The following is a 21058-nucleotide window of genomic DNA, read 5'->3' as shown; positions in this document are numbered from 1 at the left end:
CATTGGCAGTATTATATCCATTCTTCTTTATTTCGTACGGCATCAGGCAAAGCGCATGTTAATTATTGTTTCACGCACAAACAAAAAAACATGTTCACCAACATTCTTGGTTATCCACGCATTGGAAACCGGCGACAGCTAAAAACTGCCTGCGAAAACTATTGGGCAGGCAAAGCATCTTTAAGAGATCTGCAATTAACAGCCAACGAAATAAGGCTCCACAACTGGAAGCTGCAACAGGAAGCAGGCGTTGATCTCATTCCCTCTAATGATTTTTCGCTTTACGATCAGGTGCTTGATATGTGCCTTGCCGTAAGCGCAATTCCTCATCGTTATCATTCATTGATTGAGGAATTAAAGCTTAATGAAACAGATCTGTATTTCGCCATGGCACGTGGTTATCAAAAGAACGGCTATGATATTACCGCAATGGAAATGACGAAATGGTTTGATACAAACTACCACTATATTGTTCCTGAATTTTATGCCGGACAAAAATTCAACTTATTGTCGGATAAGGCCATAAAGGAGTTCAAAGAAGCAAAGCAACATGGCATTCATACCAAACCTGTTATTGTCGGGCCTGTATCATTCCTATTGCTGGGAAAGGAAAAGGAAAAAGGCTTTCATCGGATTGAATTATTGAAGAACCTGCTTCCTGTTTATGTGCAGTTATTGAAACAGTTATTGGAAGAAGGAGCCACTTGTATACAGATAGATGAACCATGTCTTGCATTGAATTTGGAAGATGCAGAACGACTGGCGTTCAAGTGGACGTATGAAGAATTATACAAACAGTTGCCGAAGCTGAATGTTATACTCACAAGTTACTTTGAGTGCTATGGTGAAAATCTGCAGACTGTGCTGCAACTGCCCGTTCAGGCAATTCACCTGGATCTTGTAAGATGCTCAGGGCAATTGGATGATATTTTGCAAAGCAGTTTTGTGTCGTCATCAAAGAAGTTATCCTTGGGTGTTGTTGATGGAAGAAATATATGGAAGAATAATTTTGAAAAATCACTGGGTTTTATCAACTGCGCTGTTGAAACATTGGGAAAGGAACGGGTAATGATCGGAACATCTTGTTCATTGCTACATGTACCCTGCGATCTGGAAGAAGAAACATTGTTGACGCCTGAAATAAAAGACTGGCTGGCTTTTGCAGCTCAAAAAGTTCAGGAGGTTATTACACTTAAGAAAGCTGTGGATGGCGATGAAAGTGTAAAAGGATTGCTCGAAGCCAATAAACAATCAGTTATATCTAGATCAACTTCCACGCTTATACATAACCAGGAAGTGAAGAAACGAGTTGCTGCTGTTACAATAGACGACGCATCACGCAGAAGTACATTTGATAAAAGACAGTTGGTTCAGCATGCGAATCTTAAACTGCCTCTGTTTCCTACAACAACCATCGGTTCCTTTCCGCAAACAGTTGATGTGAGAAAATTGCGGGCGCAGGTAAAACAAAAAGCGATTACTAAAACAGCTTATCAACAAGCGTTGGAAGAGGAGACAGTCCGTTGTATTCGTTTGCAGGAGGAGCTTGGATTAGATGTGCTTGTGCACGGCGAGTTTGAGCGAAATGACATGGTGGAGTATTTCGGAGAACAATTGCAGGGGTATGCCTTCACAAAAGACGGATGGGTGCAGAGTTATGGATCGCGTTGTGTAAAGCCTCCGGTTATCTACGGTGATGTATACAGACCAGAACCGATGACTGTTAACTGGATCACCTTTGCGCAATCCCAAACCGGAAAGTACGTAAAGGGTATGCTAACGGGCCCTGTCACTATGTTACAGTGGTCATTTGTGCGTGATGATCAGCCAAGAGAAACGACTGCCATGCAGTTGGCGCTTGCTATACGCGATGAGGTTAGAGATCTTGAGTTTGAAGGAATTAAGATCATTCAAATAGATGAGCCTGCTATCCGTGAAGGGCTGCCCTTGCGAAAAGAGAATCATGCTGCATATCTAAACTGGGCGGTGAAGGCTTTCAAAGTTGCATCCTGTGGTGTGGCAGACGGAATCCAGATTCATACGCACATGTGTTATTCGAAGTTCAATGATATTATTGATAGTATTGCCGCGATGGATGCGGATGTCATTACAATTGAAACATCCCGTTCTCAAATGGAATTATTGGACGCATTTGCCAAATTCGATTATCCCAACGAGATCGGTCCGGGTGTGTACGATATCCATTCTCCGCGTGTACCAACCTCAGAAGAAATGGAGCTGTTGCTGGAGAAAGCGTTGAAGGTAATTGATGCTAAAAATCTTTGGGTAAATCCTGATTGCGGGCTCAAAACAAGAGGCTGGAAAGAAACTGAAGATGCCCTCCGGAATATGATGTTAGCAACAAAAAATCTGAGGAATAAAGTGAAAGAAGCAACCCTTGTTGATTAGTGTTTTTGTGTTTTAAAAGTGGGGCCGTCTCTTATTGCAGAGGCGGCCTTTTTAGTATAATATAAAGATCCTGGTTCTAATGTGTTTATTGTTACACGGAGGAAAAGCAGGAGAAGACACAGAGCTGCACAGTGTTAGTGTTGCGAATCTCTGCGCAGCTCTGTGTCTTCTTTGTGGATCTCCGTGGAATGTATTTCTTTTATAATGAGATCAATAGTGGCAGATAAAATACTGTATGCATTTACTTATCAACCATAGTAATGCAGCCATACCCAGTAATCCCCACCAGGCATTGTTTTTGTTCCACTGCCAATGCTTAAATAAAGTCGGAATTTCCCAATACTTAATTACAAGAAATAATGTGCATCCTGTAAGGTTTAACCATAAAGGGTTGGGGGATGTTATGTGCCTGCTTGCCAATAACAAACAGCAAAGCATTGTGAGAGTAACCACTTGCAGGTAAATATAGCAGCCCGGGCGTGAGTCATTCTTTTCTTTTAAAGAAGTAATCAGCAACCCGAGCATAAGTAGCGCTGATATAGTGGTCCTGTATATTGGGAAGTAGTCATCCGGAAAGAGCATTGCAATGCTCCACAGGAAAAACAAAAGAGCTGTGTAGTGCGCTATTCGTCTTTTATTTTCAGAAACAGCGCGGTTAAAGGCTAGTAAAACAAAACTTAAGCGGGGCTCGATCCATCTTACAAAAGGAAGTGAATATATTGCGAGAAGAGTCGTCATGACTAGTTCATAATAATACCAATTGTTGTAGGGCAACTTGTTTATCACATATAAAAGAAGCGCCGAAGTGATGATAACCGGAAAAAATAATGTTGTGAATATTCTTTCTTTTTGATTGTACCTGATAATGTTTCGGACTACTTTAAAATAATCTGCCAGTAAATATTCACTCGTAAACAAAGCAGTGAGTTGTCCCCATGCAATGAAGATGCCTATGTGAACAATTACCGTGCTGATGGCTATATCTGGAATGTGGGTACCGGCAATAACGCAGGTTATCCCGGCTAACAATAACTCATAGGTTAAAAGTATAGTTGAAAATAAAATGCGAAAAAGAGGTCTGAACTGCTTTATTAAAAACAAGATAATGGGGTTCCAATAAACATAGATAAGGCGGATTATGGCCAGTATAGCTACCATTATGGCCAGGTATGTGATCCAGTTAATTAATGTTTGAGTTTGCAGCCATTCTCTCACGGCCGCGTTTTCGGAGTGGACATAAATAATTTTTGCATGTTGGAATATTTCTTTCAGGATGGCATCCCTAAGATTGTTACTCATTGACGGATAAGAGGATTGATGCTGTGACCAAAAACGCTGAGCCTCGGCATCTGCGCCGGACTGCTGGAGGACCGCTAACTGATATAAAGATGTTTTTTGAGAGGTGTTAAGAGAGGAAAGTATCATCGTTGTGCTGTCTGGTGCTGGCTTTGTAAACGAAAAATTGCTGAGTATTACGAGCAGGCATATAATGAAGCATCTGCGTTGGGTGGGGTATAGGGACATAATTCTTTTTTTGGGTAAGCAAAAATAATTGCCCAGAAGTAAAAGAATAGCTAAATAAAATAAGCTTGCTGCGATGCAATCCAATCAATAAGACATCCGCTATTTGCTTATTTGCGTTAACGGTATGTAAGACCACATTTCGATACTTGGCGTAGGAATTACTATTTCTCGCTCAGCCATCGTTTTCAATTATCCATTTTCCCCGCCTGAATGACTTTTAGTCGGGCAGGAATTTTCAATTATTGTAATGCCCTTACTTTGCAACTATGATCACAACCTACATGAATTGGAGCGGGGGAAAAGATTCTTCTCTTTGTCTGTATAAAGCAATGCAATCCCGTCAATACGATTTCCGTTATTTGCTGACCAGCGTTAACAGTACACATGATCGCATTTCCATGCATGGCGTCAGAAGATCGTTGTTGGAAAAGCAGGCAGAATCAATAGGTATTCCTTTACAGACGATTGAATTGCCTGAAAATCCTTCAATGCAATCCTATGAAGAGACAATGATGAAGAAAGTATTGAATTTAAAGGAAGCCGGTTGCACGCATGCCATGTTTGGCGATATCTTCCTGGAAGACTTACGCGTTTATAGAGAACAACAACTGGCCAAAGCCGGTCTGTCCTGTATATTCCCGTTATGGAAACAGGATACTACAGTGCTGCTGAAAGAATTTATTGGACTCGGTTTTAAAGCTGTGATTGTTTGCATCAATGAGCAATATCTTAGTAAAGAATTTTGTGGAAGAATAATTGATGAAGGTTTTCTGAACGATCTCCCTTCCAATGTTGATCCTTGTGGCGAAAATGGCGAATTCCATTCATTTGTATATGATGGTCCGATCTTTAAAAAGCCCATTGATTTTGAAAAAGGAGAAATTGTCTATAGAACATATGATGCGCCGTCAACCGCCGGTGTGAATGAAGAAAAAACATCTTACGGCTTTTATTTTTGTGATCTGATTTAATCGCGCTGTAAATCACGGTAACGGACATATGCTTCCGCACCGTAAGCGTTTAAAATAGTACGGCATAAATCACTACCTAAGAGAGTACACCTAAAACCGTACATCTAAAATCGTACATCCCTCTCTTTTGCGTTTTCTTTCATTTTCGTTATTTTCAATATATGAACTTCAGGACGGATCAGCTTATTACAGTCACATTCACGCTTTTTGCGATTATTGATATTGTAGGCTCTATTCCAATTCTCATTAGTTTGAAAGAAAAGATGGGCGGAATAAAAGCGCTAAAAGCAACAGCTATTTCAGGCGGCCTGATGGTCCTCTTTTTATTTGCCGGCGAAAAATTTCTGAATATTCTTGGCCTGGACGTAAGGTCGTTTGCGGTTGGAGGTTCTATTGTGATTTTTCTTCTGGGTCTCGAAATGGTGCTAGGGCATGAGATCTTTAAAGGTGATGCTGACAGCCATAGCGGTACGGTTGTACCTATAGCTTTTCCGCTTATCGCAGGCAGCGGAACACTTACTACTATTATCTCCCTCAAAGCCAACTATGAGGAACTGTATATACTTCTCGGGATCTTAATTAACCTGATCATTGTCTACCTCGTCATCAAATCCTTAAAGTGGATTGAGCATGCTTTGGGTAAAAGCGGCTTAATGGCCATTCGTAAGTTTTTTGGTGTTATTCTGTTGGCAATTGCGGTTAAAATATTCAGCAGCAACTTCGCGGCCTTCGGCAAATAGGAACCACGGAGACAGGGCGACACTGAGAGACACAGCGAATCAGATTGCTGCTACTAAAATCAACTTTTAAATTGAGGCAGAAAAAAGCATGAATTAGTTGGCTCGTTAGATATTTGTTGCGAGTTTTCCTGTTATGGCAACGAGCAGAAGGGTATGTTACCTCTCGCGTTAATATCGTAGTGTTTCTCCGTGTCGTCGTGCCTCCGTGGTTCCCCTCGCCGCAGGCAAAAAAATTGGGGAAGTAAGACTACTTCCCCTCACCCTTATTTAACGTAATTGAGCTGCAATGCTCAAAAAATTGAAAATATGATTGTTTTACTCTTTTAAAGTTTAAAAGAAGCTGAAAATTTTTTTGCTATAAATACGGTGCTATTTTTTTCTTCAATTCATCGCGGTAGGCATCTCCAATAGGTATGGTATGTTTTCCAATTCCTATTTCATTTCTTGAAATGCAATCAATATGATGCAGTGCTATAATAAATGATCTGTGGACACGTATAAAATCGGCCTCGGGCAATTTTGATTCGAAATCCTTGAGGTTTTGAAGTGTTGTTATAGGCGTTGACTTGCCTGCAATGAAAACCTGGGTATAGTCCTTCATAGCAGAGATGTATTGAATTTCATCAAGCCAGGCCTTGATCAGTTTATATTCACTTTTGATAAGTATAAAATTCCTGCGGTAACCTGTTTGTTGCAACGGCATATCCTGTGTGTCTGAAAAATAATTTGTACTTATCATAAATATAATATCAATTTATGAATAATAGGTTGTTAATGAGGTAAAATTGAATTTATAGAACCCTTCAAACAAGTCCTTCCTGTCTCTTTTACAAGGATATCCGGATCTGATTCATTGGGGATATTCCGTGAAAAGGTTTTTTATTTTGCTTGCAGCAAAGCTATAGGGATGTTTATTATAGGCCTTAAAAAAAGCTGTGAATCGAGCAAAAGATGCGACGAATGAAGCTTTGTTTAAAGCGCGGTACTTTTTGCCTGTTCAATTCTGTTTGTAATTATATTTACTTAATGAAAACTGTATCAACCTTAGCCCTTGTGTTTCTAACCTGTCTTGCAGGACATGCACAAAAAGTAGAAAAATATTACAATTATAACTGGAAGGAGACGGATATTTCAGGTGCAAGTTTTTATTCCATGAGTAATAAAACTGATTCGGGGTGGCTTAGAAAAGACTATTACATTCATCGTAAGACGCTGCAAATGCAGGCGTTATACACCGATAGTTCCTGCAAAGTACACAATGGTATGGCTTATTATTTTTATCCTAACGGCAACCTTGAATCCGTTGGACGGGTTATCGATGGAAAAAAACAAGGCCAATATTTCAGCTACTATAGCGAGGGTATGATGAAGAACTCCATTACGTACCTGGATAATGAACCAGTGGGTACTTCTATCAAATGGGCAAAAAGCGGTTATATGACTGACTCGGCATTTTACAACAAGGATGGCAGCGGCATTGAAATGGAATGGTTTGATGATGGTAGGCCTTCTGCCGGAGGTAGATATGCGGCAGGATACAAAAAGCATGGCAAATGGAACTATTATCACCACAACGGGCAGCTGAGTTGCATAGAGCTTTACAATAATGGTAACTTATTGCAGGTTAAGTTATTTGATGAAACTGGTAACGCTGTTTCAGATACCGCAAACAGAATGATGAGGGCGGCAGCTTTTCCCAAAGGGATAGGTGCATGGACAAAATACCTGCAGAAACAATTGTACTTCCCTTCCGGATATAAAATTGTAAACAGTGACCTCGTGGCCGTTGTGGCTCATTTTACATTAAGTGAGGATGGCAGTGTTGAAGATGCAGAAATAAGTGTACCCTTTTATCCTGAGTTTGAAAAGATTGCCTTAGATGTTATTAAAAAGTCACCCAAATGGATACCGGCAATGTTACATAACCGCCCGGTTAAATACAGGATGAGACAAACAGTAAGTTTTTCTCAGAGCGCGGAGTAATTCTTAGAGCTGCCCAATTTTCATGATAATCAGCTATCAGCCCCTTAGAGTTGAACTGGCTGATAGCTTAAGGCTGAATGTTGATAGCTTCTAAGCATTGCCGGTTAGCGCTACAATATTTTGTTTATACATCTCACTCACTGGCAGTTCAAGCGTTTGCAGATAAACGCTCGATTTGCGAACCGTTGTAATGTGTTTAATGGCGACGATATAGGATTTATGTATTCGGATAAATTGTTGCAGCGGTAGCTTTTCCTCAATATTCTTCAGGCTCATTCTTGTTATAATGGGCTTGTTGGTAGACACAAGATGAATGCGGATATAATCTTTCAATCCCTCAATGTATCTTATGTCAGAAAGGCTCACTTTAACCTGGCTATATTCAACCGGCACAAAAATGTAATCAAAAACTGTGGACGGTGCATTCTGTAAATAACTTTGTCTTAGATTATGAAGTTCTTTTGCCTTGTTGCAGGCTTTTATAAATCGCTCCAGCGAAACCGGTTTTAGCAGATAGTCCACAACATCCAGTTTAAAGCCTTCCAGCGCATACTTTTCGTAAGCTGTTATAAAAATGATCATTGGCCTGTTGGTCATGGTTTCAGCAAATTGCAAACCGCTCAGTCCCGGCATTTGTATGTCAAGAAAAATCAGATCGGGTTTTTGCTGCTCCATAAAAGTCATGGCTTCCATGGCGTTTCTGCATTTTGCAAGCAGCTGCAGATAAGGTACTTTGCTGATGTTATCCGCGAGCAGATCCAATGAAAATTTTTCGTCGTCTATAGCTATACAAGTGAGCATCAGGTAAGTTTTAAAGTAAGATGAATTTCAAACAGGCCATTCTCATCTTTTATATCCATTTTATAATCATTGCTATATAAGAGGTTCAGCCTCCTGATCACATTCGCCAGTCCGATCCCCGATATCTTATCCTTCGTTTCTTTCAGCCGCTCGTTGTAATTGTTGGTGACTACAAACTTAAGTTCCTGTTCCCTTACATGCAGCATTATATTGATTGTTGCATCATCTATCATGCCTGTGCCATGCTTAAAAGCGTTTTCTACAAAGGGGATCAGCAGCATCGGTTCTATGTAATGATTTATGCTATCTACATCGATCGTTACATTAACTTTCACGGTGTCTTCAAACCGTTGCTTTTGCAGGTCAATGTAGCTTTCCACATATTCTATTTCACTCTGTAAAGGTACTTTGTCTTCGTCTGCATCGTACAGCATGTACCTCATCAGAGATGACAGTTTAATTAGCGAAGGTTCCAGGTTATCACTCTTCATGCGGGCCATATAAACCATGCTGTTCAGTACGTTAAACATAAAATGCGGGCTAACCTGGCTGCGCAGCAACGACAATTCTGTTTTTAGATTCTCGTTTTCTTTTTCTTTCGCAAGTTTGTCCTGTGCAATTTTATCTATGATCGTCTTATACGCAATGCTGCAGGCCAGTATGGTAAGAAATCTGAAAAAACCGGCTCCAAGCGGTGGCCCCGGCCGGAATTGAGGAGGGTGGAGTGCCGGATTGAAAATAGCAATATGCGCGATCACGATAAGAAAGATAAAGAGAAGAATGGCTGTTACGTAAGAGACATACTTCTTTTTATAGGCAAGCTTCGGAAGTAATACATAGGCGTTCAGGTAAAAAAAGCTTACTAATATTACGTCAAGCACCATGTTAAAATGCGTGAATATGCTGTGTATGTAATTTCGTGGCAATGGTGGGGGAAGCGGTTCTTTCATGAAGTGGTTGCGCATTGCGTCTCCATGCATAAACTCCGCATTTGACGGGCGAAAGAAATAGGGTGAATATAAATACACAACCCAAATAGCAATATGCACCAAAACTATAAACCACTTGCTGTTGAACAACTTCATCACGGCAAGTTAGCAACTTAAGGCAGTAAACGCCATTTAAATCAAAATGTGTAGATGAATCGGCAAAAAACTGCTGCGAAGGAGAGGGAGGGGAGAAAGCTTAAAGCTCAAAGCCTAAAGCCTAAAGCTTAAAGCCTAAAACTGATTATAGCGGAGGATGTCTTCCGTGAATTGGTGTTTGCGGCCATTAATCTTTTTGCTCAGCGTAAATCTATATAAAATTCATCGTCCCGTTTTAAGCTTTGCGCTTTAGGCTTTAAGCCAAAAAAGGCTGCCGAAACTGGCAACCTCTTTCAATTATTTTAAACGGTATAAAACTCATCTACTGGTTTTAAGCTTTGCGCTTTAGGCTTTAAGCTCAAAAAATACTCATCGACCGGATTTAAGCTTTGTGCTTAAGGCTTTAAGCCAAAAAAGGCTGCCGAAACTGGCAACCTCTTTCAATTATTTTAAACGGTATAAAACTCATCGATCGGTTTTAGGCTTTGGGCTTTAGGCGTTAAGCTCAAAAAACACTCATCGACCGGTTTTAAGCTTTGCGCTTTAGACTTTGGGCTTTAAGCTTAATCGTATTTCTTCTGTTTGGTAAACCAGAAATCGCGGTAGAATAAGGTAATATTAAATTGCTGATAGTTTTCTTTAATCAGGCCTTTATTTGTTGTTCCACGTTGTCCAAATTCAACATTGGCCTGAACTGCAAAAGGAATTTTCAGAGAACTGATACCGCCTCCTAAAGTAAATCCTGTCTGATCGATCTGCTGTCCGCTCAATTTTACGTAAGTGTTGGTGTGAAACGCTCCAGCCTGCAAATACCATTTTTCCAGGTATACACTACGGTAGTTGAGATTTTTTACATATTCAATACCGCCGGAAATCCTGTTTGCATCTGTAAGTATGTAACCGAGGCCTCCAAGATTATTTACATCATTCCAGTTTTGTTTCTGGTAGTCTGCTGCTACAGTGAAAGTTTTATTATAAGTGATTGCTCCACCCACTGTATATATAACCGGAAGATTGAAATAGCTGTTTTTAAAATCATCATTTTGGTTAATTATGACATTAGCTTCTGAAACTGTAAGCGCCTGGCTTACTGCTAATTGAGTCTTGTTGGCTGCAGATGCGCCCACAGCAATGCCCCATTTTTTGGCAATGTTAGCCGAGTATTGAATACCGCCTTTAAAATATATATGGTCTAAATGTATCTGGTTGTTGGTTACTATATTGGAATAGGTAATTGTTTCCTTCTGTTCCAGCGAACCAAATAAGTAAGATGTCTCTAAACCAATTCTCAGATTTTTCCTTTTGCCAAAGCCGAACGAATTGCTCAGGTAAACTTTGTTTACGCCGCCTGTTCCTTCATAATGGGCAGAAGTGTAATCGTTAGAACCCTGTATTTCTTTGGGCGCTGTAAATGAATAGTTCGCAGAGCTAAATGGCGCCAATCCAAATCCAATGCCCCACCAACTCTTCATTTTAAAGGCCAGTGCAAGTCTTTTTACCTGAAAATCGTTGGAGTGCGTGTCAAGCTGGCCGATTGGCTGACCTGAGTAACTAACATTTCTGTATCTGCCGGATAATTCAAGATCAAAGAAAAAATCATCCAGCTTAACCAGGCTGGCCGGGTTAGCCGCGTACTGGTATTTGTTGGAAGATAGGGCTACTCCCGTGTTGGCAATGCCAGAGGAACGGTCGAAATAACTTTGCTCAATATCACCAATACCTGCAATAGAATAAGGCGAAGCATTGTTCTGCGCCTGTAAACTTCCGCAAGCGACCATTAAAAATGAAAAAGCAAATAGACTATACTTTAATTGCATGTATCGGTTTATTGAATAGCTATATAATAGATAATGAGTTGAACACGGTCAAAATCGTTTGGCTGATGCTGGTTACCAACAACGGTACGCCAGAAAGATGAATACTCCCTTTTTGCAAAAGTGCTGAGAATTAAACCATTTCTCTCGTTGATAGGACCAACCAGGCGCATCTGGGCCTGCAGATAGGTAGTGATGTCATAAGTGTATGAGGTAGATTGCCCATATTGGTAATCATACACAAAATTTCCCGCCTGTGTAGCTCCATTTATCTGGATATCAGTACCCTGTTGGTTATTCAGGTCCGTTTGAGAAAGCCTTAATGAATCCGAAAGCCTGTAAATGCTCCGGTCATAAGTCCCCTTAACCGGCTTGACGACTAACTGCGCCGCAGACAGCTTGACAAAGCCTGGGAAATCCAGCAGCTGCGAAATACTGGGAAAGGTAAACTTGACCCTCGTTCCCGTTATTGGCTGCAAATATCCGGCGTTTGCAGAAAGGTTGGAAGATACTTCTTTGTTTGAAGATCCGATTGCCTGCAATGGCTTACCGGTTCTGTCTATGCTAATACTGTTAAACTGATGGCCACTGTTGTTCATTGTAAACTTCGTGACCTTTGCAACAGGATAGAGCCCCCTGTCCGTATAGTGCAGATTTAAAGAGACGCTGTCTTTAAATCCAAATGCCAGGCCATCATTCCCTGCACCTCTGATATTAATACCCTTGAAGTAACGTAAAAAGCTGTCAACAGTCCTGATATCCTGTGATTTTGTTTTCAGCTTGGCCATCAGTTCCTGGCCGAGCGCATCAGATAAACGGATAGACAAAGTATCTGTTCTGTATGGTTTTAGATAAACAGACTGAGATCCGATAGGAGCAGCCTGAGTTTTCACTGAGCTGGTATTGAACAACCTGTTGGTGTTCATATCAAGCACAATGCTGTCCTGAAGGCGATAAACTTCCATCTGAACAGGTTTCGTTGTATCACCATAATAGACCTTATTCAGTTTCAAAACAACCTCAAGCGAATCATAAGTGGCATTTTTGTATGTGTCATCGTCTACAAATCCGGGAGGGACAACCTGCAAATAAGTGCCCGCTTTAACCAGCCCGAATGAAGGGTCATTATAAATACCCGCTACTGCAGAGCCAGTGCCGTTTGTGGGAAAAGAATCAGTATAAATACTTGAAACGTTTACTGTGAAAGTATCTGTTTTTATTACCTGTGTGTAACCGTTAACAAGCTGTTGTCCAAATTGAATATCAACCTTTTTACATGCCGTTGTCAAAGCAATTAGTCCTGTTAGAGCCACAAAAATCTTCACAAAAGTTACACGTATATTCATGTATATTATATATGGTATGGGTAAACGTGCGCAATATTATTCGCCCATCCTGTTAGTGAATTGTTAGTATAGATAAAAGTATTCGGTTTGGCCTTCATCGCCAGCTTTTTATCGATGAAGCATTTTTTATGCATGATCAATCGCTGATAGCCTGTTTGGGGCAAAAAAAGTGAAATTATTTCTACTCCCAGTTAACATTTCTTCATTTTTGTTAAGCATTTCTGAAGTTTTAAGGACTCTTTAATATGTGTTTATCGACAAATATAATCTATTTGCAGATAATTAATTGGCTTATAACCATTTTAACGAAATCGCACCGATTCGTGCGAATAATTTGGGCGCCGAAAATAAAAATTTACTCATGCAAAAAGCTAGTCTTTATTTGTTAGTTCTTGGGGCTGTTTGTATTTCTGTTTCATGTAATAAAAGTTCCAGTACCACAAGCTCGGAAGATACGGGCAACTGGATAAAACGTTCGGAATTTGAAGGTTCACAAAGAACAAATGCAGCATCATTTGTGATTGGTGACGTCGCTTATATCGGTGGTGGTTATGATGGTACAGCGAGGTTAAATGATTTTTGGAAATTTGATCCGACCGGAAACGGTTCATGGAGACAGGTTGCAGACTTCACAGGTACAGCAAGAAGCAATGCTGTGGGTTTTGCAGTTGGTAATGTTGGATATGTGGCAACGGGTAACGACGGTAACGTTAAACTGAAAGACAACTGGGCTTACGATGCAACAGCAAATACATGGACTAAGAAAAATGACTTTTCTGGTGCAGCAAGATACGATGCAGTAGCTTTTGCAATTAACGGAAAAGGTTATATTACTACAGGATACGGCGACAACACCAGTGGTGGTAGCAGTAACCTGAAAGACATTTGGGAATACAATCCCTCAGCAGATAGCTGGACGCAAAAAACGAGCTTAGGCGGTGATAAAAGAACCGGAGCTTCAGTTTTTGTTTACAAAAACGTTGCTTACGTTTTTGCTGGTATGAACAATGGATACGGTGTAAACGACATGTGGGCTTATGATCCTTCAAAGGATTCATGGACTGCTAAAAGAAAATTGTCAAACGTAACAGACAGCACATTCGATGATGACTATTCTGACATCACAAGAGCTTATGCAGCTACTTTTGTAATAGGTGACTTCGGATATATCAGCACTGGTCAGTTAGTCGCTCCATCATCTTCTACTGGTGGTTCAAGCGGAACTTCAACTAAAACATGGCAGTACGATTTTGCGAACGATACCTGGGCAAGAAGAACTGCTTACGAAGGCAAAGCGCGCACAGGTGCCGTAGGCTTTACCGTTGCTGGCAGAGGTTTTATTGCTACAGGTGGTGCGGGTAGCAGCTCTTTCTATGATGATATCTGGGAACTTGATCCCAACAACACGTATAATGCGAATGACTAGATCTTTGTGGTGCATAGCGCTGTTTGCAGGACTTGTGTTTACAACTTCATGCAATAGCAACAATAAAAAACAAGAGCCGTCCGGAGATGACAAGTTGCCTGTTAAGGTAATTGCGGTTCCTTCGGGAAAAGGATGGGGATACCAGGTGTTTGTGGAGGATAAGTTATTTATCGACCAGACAAATATACCTGCTGTATCCGGCTTACAAACCTTCAAAACCCAGGAGGATGCGCTGAAGATTGGTAACCTGGTGGTAAGTAAGATGAAACATGGAAAGCGCACGGTAACCATTCAGGATCTTAAAGATGCTCATGTAGCATTTGATAGCTTATAAATTTTAAGAACTTAAATAAAGAAGACCGGTGATCTCCATCACCGGTTTTTTTGTGCCTCTACACGCCAGCTCAAACACCCTCTTACACCCGATCCATTTTTTTATCATCATGCATTCGCACATTCGCATATTCGCACATTTACACATTTACACATTTGCACATCTGCACATTCGCCCCATTCACTGCCCGTTCGCACCTCCGTACTATGTTTAAACGCTATATTTTCAATCCTCCATTTGAATTCTGACCTACACTGATAAAAATTCTGCGGGCTTTTGCAGCGCCTTTTGTGGATTTGATGCATATGATAGCAGCGGTGCGCGTTTCGCCAATAAGGATTTGATCTTTCTTCAGCCCTTACAGAAATTCTAAGTTTTCTTTAAAGGATAAAATGCTGGACTATTGGGATAATTTCTGTCTCCTAATAGGCGAAAAAAAGATAATCTGTTGATTTGCAATGTTCAGATTGATTAAAAAAACAGCTCTTTTTAAAGATTGCGTAGATAGTAATTTTCTTTGCCCTGACCGAACTTTGCATTCTCGTTTGTAAGTAGTTCTAAAAAATACTGCTAAAAGCGAAAAATAAAACGTCATGTTACCGTACCTGAAAAAAAACAATGCTGCCGAAGGCAATTGCGGCTTACTAACCGTATTCATGCAGTTTTACTTCCGCGGCATCACTAATGACTTAACCGCTGCTCAAATTAGAAATGTATCGTTAGACAATGTTGATTTAAAATACAATCATGAAAAAACACTAGTTCATATCAGAGTATAATCTTCAACGGCTTAACCAGGGCCCGTAAGCTCTTCATCTGAGCTAATATTTAATACGAAATGATACCGGCCAAAGTACACATGTGAGCATAAACTCACAAGGCACTTTATTGCCCAATAAAATATAATACAATGAATGTATTGTCATTTACATACCGGATACTAACACTATTAATCTTCACAGGCTGCTTTAATGGTATAAATGCACAGCTATATATAGAAAACGCAGACCTGACCACATTGTCAGACGCTGTTGTTTTTGTAAACGGCGATGTACAATACGCAGGTAGTAAGGAACAATCTGTTCTTCATGATGGTTTGCTGGAATTAAAGGGCAATTGGTATAATACAGCAGTAAAAGACAAAAAAGTATTTGCAGATGCATCTGCCGGGAATGTGCTTTTTAGCGGTGCATTGCAAACATTTAATGGCTTTAACACAAGATTTCCCAATCTAACGTTAACAGGCACAGATAAAAAACAGCAGTTTGCGCCGGTAGAGGTCCGTCACGTACTGGATCTCACAGACAGAGAGCTTGATGTTAATAGCAATACGGCCACATTATTATCAGATGACCTGGCCGCGGTAAAATATGTAAGCGGTTATGTAAATACAACTGCAGGCAATCACGGATGGCTTGTTCGTAACATGCATCATGGTAGTTCATATGTTTTTCCTCTCGGTGACAGAAATGGTTCACTGTTCCGTTTCCGCCCGATGGTTATCTCGGCCGCCAAAGACGGTAATATATTCGGGCAATTCCAGGATTACAATCCTTCGAAAGATGGTTTCCCGGCATCACAAAAAATGCCCGATATACAGGTAGTAAATGAGAACTGGTATCACGCAGTAACTACAGATGCGGCTGACGGTAATTCAGTTAACGTTCTGGTTACTGAAAGCTCCATTGCAGATGGCGGCGTATACTCAAAAATGGTTACATGGAATAACAGCAAGCGCATGTGGGAAAACTTGCCATCTACAGGTGCAATACCCAGCCTTGACTATAATACCAACGATTACATTTTTAAAACAAGCGCTGCGATTGCAATTAACAACCAATTACCCGTTGATATTAACCTGGCAATGGAGCATCATGATGAATTCTACATTCCCAATGTAATTACGCCTAATGGCGATGGTAAGAATGATACATGGAAAATAAAAGGCCTGGACCTGACTGCTCAAAACGAAGTGGTGATCTTCAACAGGTGGAACAATATAGTGTATGAAACCAAAAATTACACGAACACCTGGGATGGTAAGGGATTGAATGCCGGCACCTACTTCTACATACTCAAGATAAAAAAAGACGGTAACGAGAAAGTTTACAAAGGGTTTATCATGCTCATGAGATAATAGTCTACCTGCCAATAATCAAACAGAAGGAAGGCCATGCCGGCCAGTCAAAATAATTAAAAACGAATGTATGAAGCGAAGTTTACTTATTGTGTGTATGATGCTGTGTACAGGAGTTGTAAAACTATATGCTCAACAGGATGCACAATTCAGCCAGTACATGTTTAACGGCCTGTATATAAATCCTGCGTATGCCGGATATAGAGAGCAATGGAACATTAACATGTTTTACCGCAACCAGTGGACAGGTTTTCCCGGCGCACCGAAAACCTTTTCACTCGCCGCCGATGGGATAGCAAATGACAATCGTGTTGGCCTGGGAGTGCAGATCATGAACGACAAAATTGGTGCACAGGAGAACACATCATTCTATGGCAATTACGCTTATCGTATTCCATTGAATGATGAAGGTAGCCAAACGCTTGCCCTGGGTATCGGTGCCGGATTTCTTCAGCAGCGCTTAAACATAAACGCACTGCATGATGAGAATGAAACGCTCCCAACTGAGGATCTTGCTTTGATTAACGCAAAGAAAACAGCAATAATGCCGGATGCGCGCTTTGGTGTTTTTTATAACAGCGATCGTTTTTATACAGGACTCTCTGTTGATAATCTTATCACTGATGTTTTTAGAAAGAACCAGGTCCTTAGAAATTATATTCCCATGAAGCCGCATATGTATTTCACAATGGGCGGCCTGGTGCCTCTTTCCGAAGAGATCTTATTTAAGCCATCACTCTTAATTAAAGAAGATTTTGCAGGTCCCACAAGCCTTGACCTGAATGCCTTTTTTCTTTTGGATCAAAAGGTTTGGCTGGGTGCATCTTACCGGACTGCCGTATTAAACAGAAGTAACATTGATAAAAGCCTTACCAAATCAGGAGCTGTTGCAGGAATGATTGAAGTGTTTGTAAATGACAAGTTACGGATAGGTTATGCCTACGACCAAACCATTAATGGAACAGCCGCGAATAATTATTCCACGCACGAAATATCCCTGAATTACTTCTTTAACAACCCAAGGGCAAGAATGTTATCGCCCCGGTATTTCTAGAAACACAGTATTTGTAATAATGAAAAAGTCATTGCATTTAAACAGAATTTCAATGCCTGATAATAGAATAACTATTTCTTTTTTTATAGCCCTGCTTTTGCTCACATGTAATGTTGTAATGGCACAGTATGTATTGAAACAAGCCCGCGGGCAGGCTGCTGTATACAACTATACAGCAGCAAAGCCATTGTTCATTAAGGCATACAATAAGAAACAATCGCTGGAAGCTGCGCGTGGTCTTGCGGAGATCTTCCGTAACAATAATGAATATGAATTTGCGGAATCATGGTGTGCAAAAGTTGTGACAATGCCCGGGCACTCGCCTGAAGACGAGTTAAGTTTTGCTGAAGTGCTAATGAATAATAGCAAGTATGCAGAAGCAAAACAGCAACTACAAAGTTATCTTTCTAAAAAAGGATCTGACAGGCTTGCTGAAAACTTGCTTGCAGGTTGCGATGAAGCAGAAAAGTGGTTAAGAAACCCGGTTAAAGGCAACCTCGAGAATATGCAGGTCTTCAATTCACAATATTCAGATTGGGGATTGGTTCGTATAAACGATCAGTTTGTATTTTCTTCAGATCGTCCGTATGACTCTGTCAGACGTCAGCCGTTTTTTCAAAATAGCAATATCAAACGTGATCATTACGGATGGACAGGCAACAGTTATCTGCACTTATATCAAAGCAATGGTAAAGACAGCAATAGCACCAAATTACTGAACCGGGATATTAATGGCGACTATCATAGTGCCAGTGCTTCATATACCAGCAATGGCCGGGAAATGTACTATGCTAAGACAATGCTGGTTAAAAAAAGTGCGAGCTTTTTAGGAAAAGAGCAACCCTATACGCTTAACGTTACCATACACAAATGCGACTGGGATACAACAAGGCAAAACTGGAACAAGCCGGTTGATTTTCCTTACAACGGTGTATTTGATTATTCTGTGGGCGATCCCTGGATCAATGCAGACGGAACCTTCATGTTATTCGTTGCAAATTATGGCGAAGGGAATATTGGTGGGACTGATATCTATTCTATGCAGAAAGATTTAGACGGCAAATGGATGTCGCCCGTAAACATGGGCAGGGACATTAATACCGAAGGAAATGAGCGCACGCCTTTTCTTGATAGTGATGGCACTTTGTACTTCGCCAGCAATGGGCGCGTTGGAATGGGGGGGCTAGATATTTACAAAGCTGTGCGAAATAATGCCAATGGCTGGACAGTTACCAATATGGGTAGTCCTGTAAATAGTGCGCAGGATGATTTTGCGCCTTTCTTTACCCGTCCGCTCGAATTGTATTTTTCCAGCAATCGCCTGCTAGGGAAGGGAAGCGATGATATCTATAGATTCAATTTTTCGAAAATACTTGTGTTTGCACTGGAAGGAACAGTGGTTGATAAGGCAACACGCGAACCACTAAAGAACACGGTAATAACACTCTTCAACAAGGTCACAGGAACTCCTGAAAAAACGCTTACTGATGAAAGAGGTCACTATAGCTTTAAACTCGATAGTCTGACCGATTATGATTTGTCCGCAATAAAAACAGATTATGCATCAGTTACCGGTATAAACCTTACAACAAAAGGTCTGACAGAATCGAAAACTTTAAGAAGAGACATTGAGCTGGAAAAGGTAGAGCTGAATAAGCCTGTAAAACTGGATAATATCTATTTCGACCTTGATAAATGGAACATCCGTCCGGATGCAGAACCAGACCTAAATCACCTCGTGAAATTATTGAATGACAATCCTACATGGAGTGTTGAGATGTCTTCTCATACTGACTCCAGGGCGAATGATGCCTATAACATGAAACTTTCTCAAAAGCGGGCAGAGTCAACAGTTAAATACCTGATTGAGCATGGAATTACGGCAGACAGATTAACGGCCAAAGGTTACGGAGAGACACGATTGGTGAACAGGTGTAGCAACGGCGTTAAATGCTCCGAAGAAGAGCATCAGCAAAATCGCAGAACCGAATTTACCATCATCGATAAATAATTAATTCAACTGGCCCTTCGCTATGGAGGAATTGAAAATAAAGAAATTAAAAAACATAAGTATGCCACGCTGTTTTTACAAAATCCTAAGCTTGTTATTACTGGTGCTCTTAGCAATGTCAGCCCGCGCCCAGGAAGGTTCTGTAGGTGTTGGTACAAAAACACCGGATCCTTCAGCTATTTTGGATGTAACCGCTACGGGTAAAGGTGTATTGTTACCTCGTATAAGTTTGAGAAATATCAACGATGCAGAAACCATTCTGAATCCCAAACAAAGTTTGCTTGTGTTCAACACAAATCCGGATATCGTTGGCGGAGATGGAGTTGGTTTCTATTACTGGAGCGGACCCAACGGAAGCCCGGCTAGTACCTGGGTGCTTTTAGGAAAAACGTCTTCTGCAGGGGCCTCCGGTGCGATGATATACACCGGTAGCAATTCTCCTGCAAGTACATTAGGTGTAGCCGGCGATTTGTACATCGATAATGTGAGCGGGGACTATTACCAAAAGTCCACGGCTGGCGTTTGGGAAAAGCAAGGGAATTTGAAGGGGCCAAAGGGTGAAGTTGGTGTAGCGGGTGGCAATGGGGCTCCCGGTAACAAAGGTGATGCAGGCTATCCGGGGGAAGGCATTAATATCTACACAGATTATTCAACAGGTGATGTATATGTTCAGAACAGCGATGGTACATGGACGAAGATCAATGGCAAAAATGGCCGGGACGGAAAGGACGGCGTTGCTGGAATTCAGGGTGGGCAGGGTGTTCCGGGCGTACCGGGTACAACAACTATTAATTCAACGAGAAGTATATTTATCGATACAACTACAAACTTTGTTTACATAAGAGATCCGAATGACTCCACTCAATGGGTGCCTACTAACATGATCGTGAAAAAATCACTTACAGGAGATAAGTATTTTGTCATCAATGGCGGGGACAGTTCAGTATTAAGAGATGTTAAGCTGATGCTGAATGTAGTTGGTCTAGCCGGAGATACTTCTTTTATACAGCATCTCACAACAAATAATTTATTCAAAGATTCGGTTGTTACAATTGTAGTTAACAATCCCATTGTGAAGGACAGCGTGACGAATTGGGTGAACAGCAATATAGTTCAGGTGATCAGGGATAGCACAACCAATTGGTATGATAAGAATACCATATTGCAGGACAGTGTGTTTATGACAGTGAAGGCGAAAGGTGATTCTTTGTCAAGTGATAAGTTTATAGATGTGTTGGCGAGAGACGGTGTGACCAAAGTAGGTGACAGCACTTTATTGAAATATGCCAGGCTGAAACTAAATATGCCAACCATCGCAGACAGTATCACCAATACGCAAGTATTCCGGGACAGTGTGACACGGATCAGCCGTGACAGTGTAAGCAACTGGCTGGTGATTAACAATGACTTCAGGGACAGTATC

General features: G+C 40.9%; 16 protein-coding genes. 10 read left to right on the top strand and 6 right to left on the bottom strand.

All coding sequences use genetic code 11. From position 1 onward, the window contains the following. The first annotated feature begins 90 nt into the window (after positions 1-90). Entirely contained in the window at positions 91-2409 is a 2319-nt protein-coding gene (gene metE, locus QTN47_RS26955; RefSeq protein ID WP_369332569.1) for a 5-methyltetrahydropteroyltriglutamate--homocysteine S-methyltransferase, read from the top strand. 210 nt (positions 2410-2619) lie between these two features. Here the strand turns inward: metE and QTN47_RS26950 are convergent, their stop codons facing one another. Continuing rightward, entirely contained in the window at positions 2620-3933 is a 1314-nt protein-coding gene (locus QTN47_RS26950; RefSeq protein ID WP_369332568.1) for a hypothetical protein, read from the bottom strand. A gap of 266 nt (positions 3934-4199) precedes the next feature. On the opposite strand from QTN47_RS26950, the gene QTN47_RS26945 reads away from it, so the two are divergent. Then, complete coding sequence (locus tag QTN47_RS26945; RefSeq protein WP_369332567.1) at positions 4200-4904, top strand: Dph6-related ATP pyrophosphatase; 705 nt, start codon at positions 4200-4202, stop codon at positions 4902-4904. 161 nt (positions 4905-5065) lie between these two features. Further along, on the top strand, positions 5066-5644 hold the full coding sequence (locus tag QTN47_RS26940; RefSeq protein ID WP_369332566.1) for a MarC family protein: 579 nt from the start codon (positions 5066-5068) through the stop codon (positions 5642-5644). 355 nt (positions 5645-5999) lie between these two features. On the opposite strand, the gene QTN47_RS26935 is transcribed toward QTN47_RS26940, so the two are convergent. Beyond that, positions 6000-6383, bottom strand: a complete 384-nt coding sequence (locus QTN47_RS26935; RefSeq protein ID WP_369332565.1) for a LytR/AlgR family response regulator transcription factor — start codon at positions 6381-6383, stop codon at positions 6000-6002. 287 nt (positions 6384-6670) lie between these two features. On the opposite strand from QTN47_RS26935, the gene QTN47_RS26930 reads away from it, so the two are divergent. Beyond that, positions 6671-7627, top strand: a complete 957-nt coding sequence (locus QTN47_RS26930; RefSeq protein ID WP_369332564.1) for an energy transducer TonB — start codon at positions 6671-6673, stop codon at positions 7625-7627. A 90-nt stretch (positions 7628-7717) separates the two neighbouring features. On the opposite strand, the gene QTN47_RS26925 is transcribed toward QTN47_RS26930, so the two are convergent. The 4 genes from QTN47_RS26925 to QTN47_RS26910 all read right to left on the bottom strand — a co-directional run bounded on the left by QTN47_RS26925 (position 7718) and on the right by QTN47_RS26910 (position 12673). Continuing rightward, a complete protein-coding gene (locus QTN47_RS26925; protein WP_369332563.1) occupies positions 7718-8428 on the bottom strand; it encodes a LytR/AlgR family response regulator transcription factor in 711 nt (236 codons plus the stop codon). After that, positions 8428-9513: a sensor histidine kinase gene (locus QTN47_RS26920; RefSeq protein ID WP_369332562.1), complete on the bottom strand. Its 1086-nt coding sequence runs from the start codon at positions 9511-9513 to the stop codon at positions 8428-8430. Before QTN47_RS26920 ends, QTN47_RS26925 begins: the two co-directional genes overlap by 1 nt. 563 nt (positions 9514-10076) lie before the next feature. Further along, entirely contained in the window at positions 10077-11330 is a 1254-nt protein-coding gene (gene bamG, locus QTN47_RS26915) for a BamG family beta-barrel-assembly machinery protein (protein WP_369332561.1), read from the bottom strand. A gap of 8 nt (positions 11331-11338) precedes the next feature. After that, positions 11339-12673: a DUF4270 family protein gene (locus QTN47_RS26910; RefSeq protein ID WP_369332560.1), complete on the bottom strand. Its 1335-nt coding sequence runs from the start codon at positions 12671-12673 to the stop codon at positions 11339-11341. A gap of 361 nt (positions 12674-13034) precedes the next feature. On the opposite strand from QTN47_RS26910, the gene QTN47_RS26905 reads away from it, so the two are divergent. The 6 genes from QTN47_RS26905 to QTN47_RS26880 form a co-directional block, all read left to right on the top strand. Beyond that, positions 13035-14099, top strand: coding sequence for a Kelch repeat-containing protein (locus tag QTN47_RS26905; protein ID WP_369332559.1), 1065 nt, complete (start codon positions 13035-13037; stop codon positions 14097-14099). Then, on the top strand, positions 14092-14433 hold the full coding sequence (locus tag QTN47_RS26900; protein WP_369332558.1) for a DUF4907 domain-containing protein: 342 nt from the start codon (positions 14092-14094) through the stop codon (positions 14431-14433). Before QTN47_RS26905 ends, QTN47_RS26900 begins: the two co-directional genes overlap by 8 nt. A gap of 910 nt (positions 14434-15343) precedes the next feature. Then, positions 15344-16570, top strand: a complete 1227-nt coding sequence (locus tag QTN47_RS26895) for a T9SS type B sorting domain-containing protein (protein WP_369332557.1) — start codon at positions 15344-15346, stop codon at positions 16568-16570. A gap of 70 nt (positions 16571-16640) precedes the next feature. Further along, positions 16641-17624, top strand: coding sequence for a PorP/SprF family type IX secretion system membrane protein (locus QTN47_RS26890; RefSeq protein ID WP_369332556.1), 984 nt, complete (start codon positions 16641-16643; stop codon positions 17622-17624). Positions 17625-17676: 52 nt separating this feature from the next. Further along, positions 17677-19635 (top strand): OmpA family protein, encoded by a 1959-nt coding sequence (locus QTN47_RS26885; RefSeq protein WP_369332555.1) that lies wholly within the window; start codon positions 17677-17679, stop codon positions 19633-19635. Between the two features lie 61 nt (positions 19636-19696). Continuing rightward, positions 19697-21058, top strand: a 1362-nt coding sequence (locus tag QTN47_RS26880) for a phage tail-like protein (RefSeq protein WP_369332554.1), incomplete at its 3' end; no start/stop codon positions are given.

Source organism: Danxiaibacter flavus, assembly GCF_041060425.1.
Lineage (GTDB): Bacteria > Bacteroidota > Bacteroidia > Chitinophagales > Chitinophagaceae > Danxiaibacter > Danxiaibacter flavus.
Note: the sequence above shows the minus strand (reverse complement) of the source record. Positions and strands in the feature narration are given on the sequence as shown.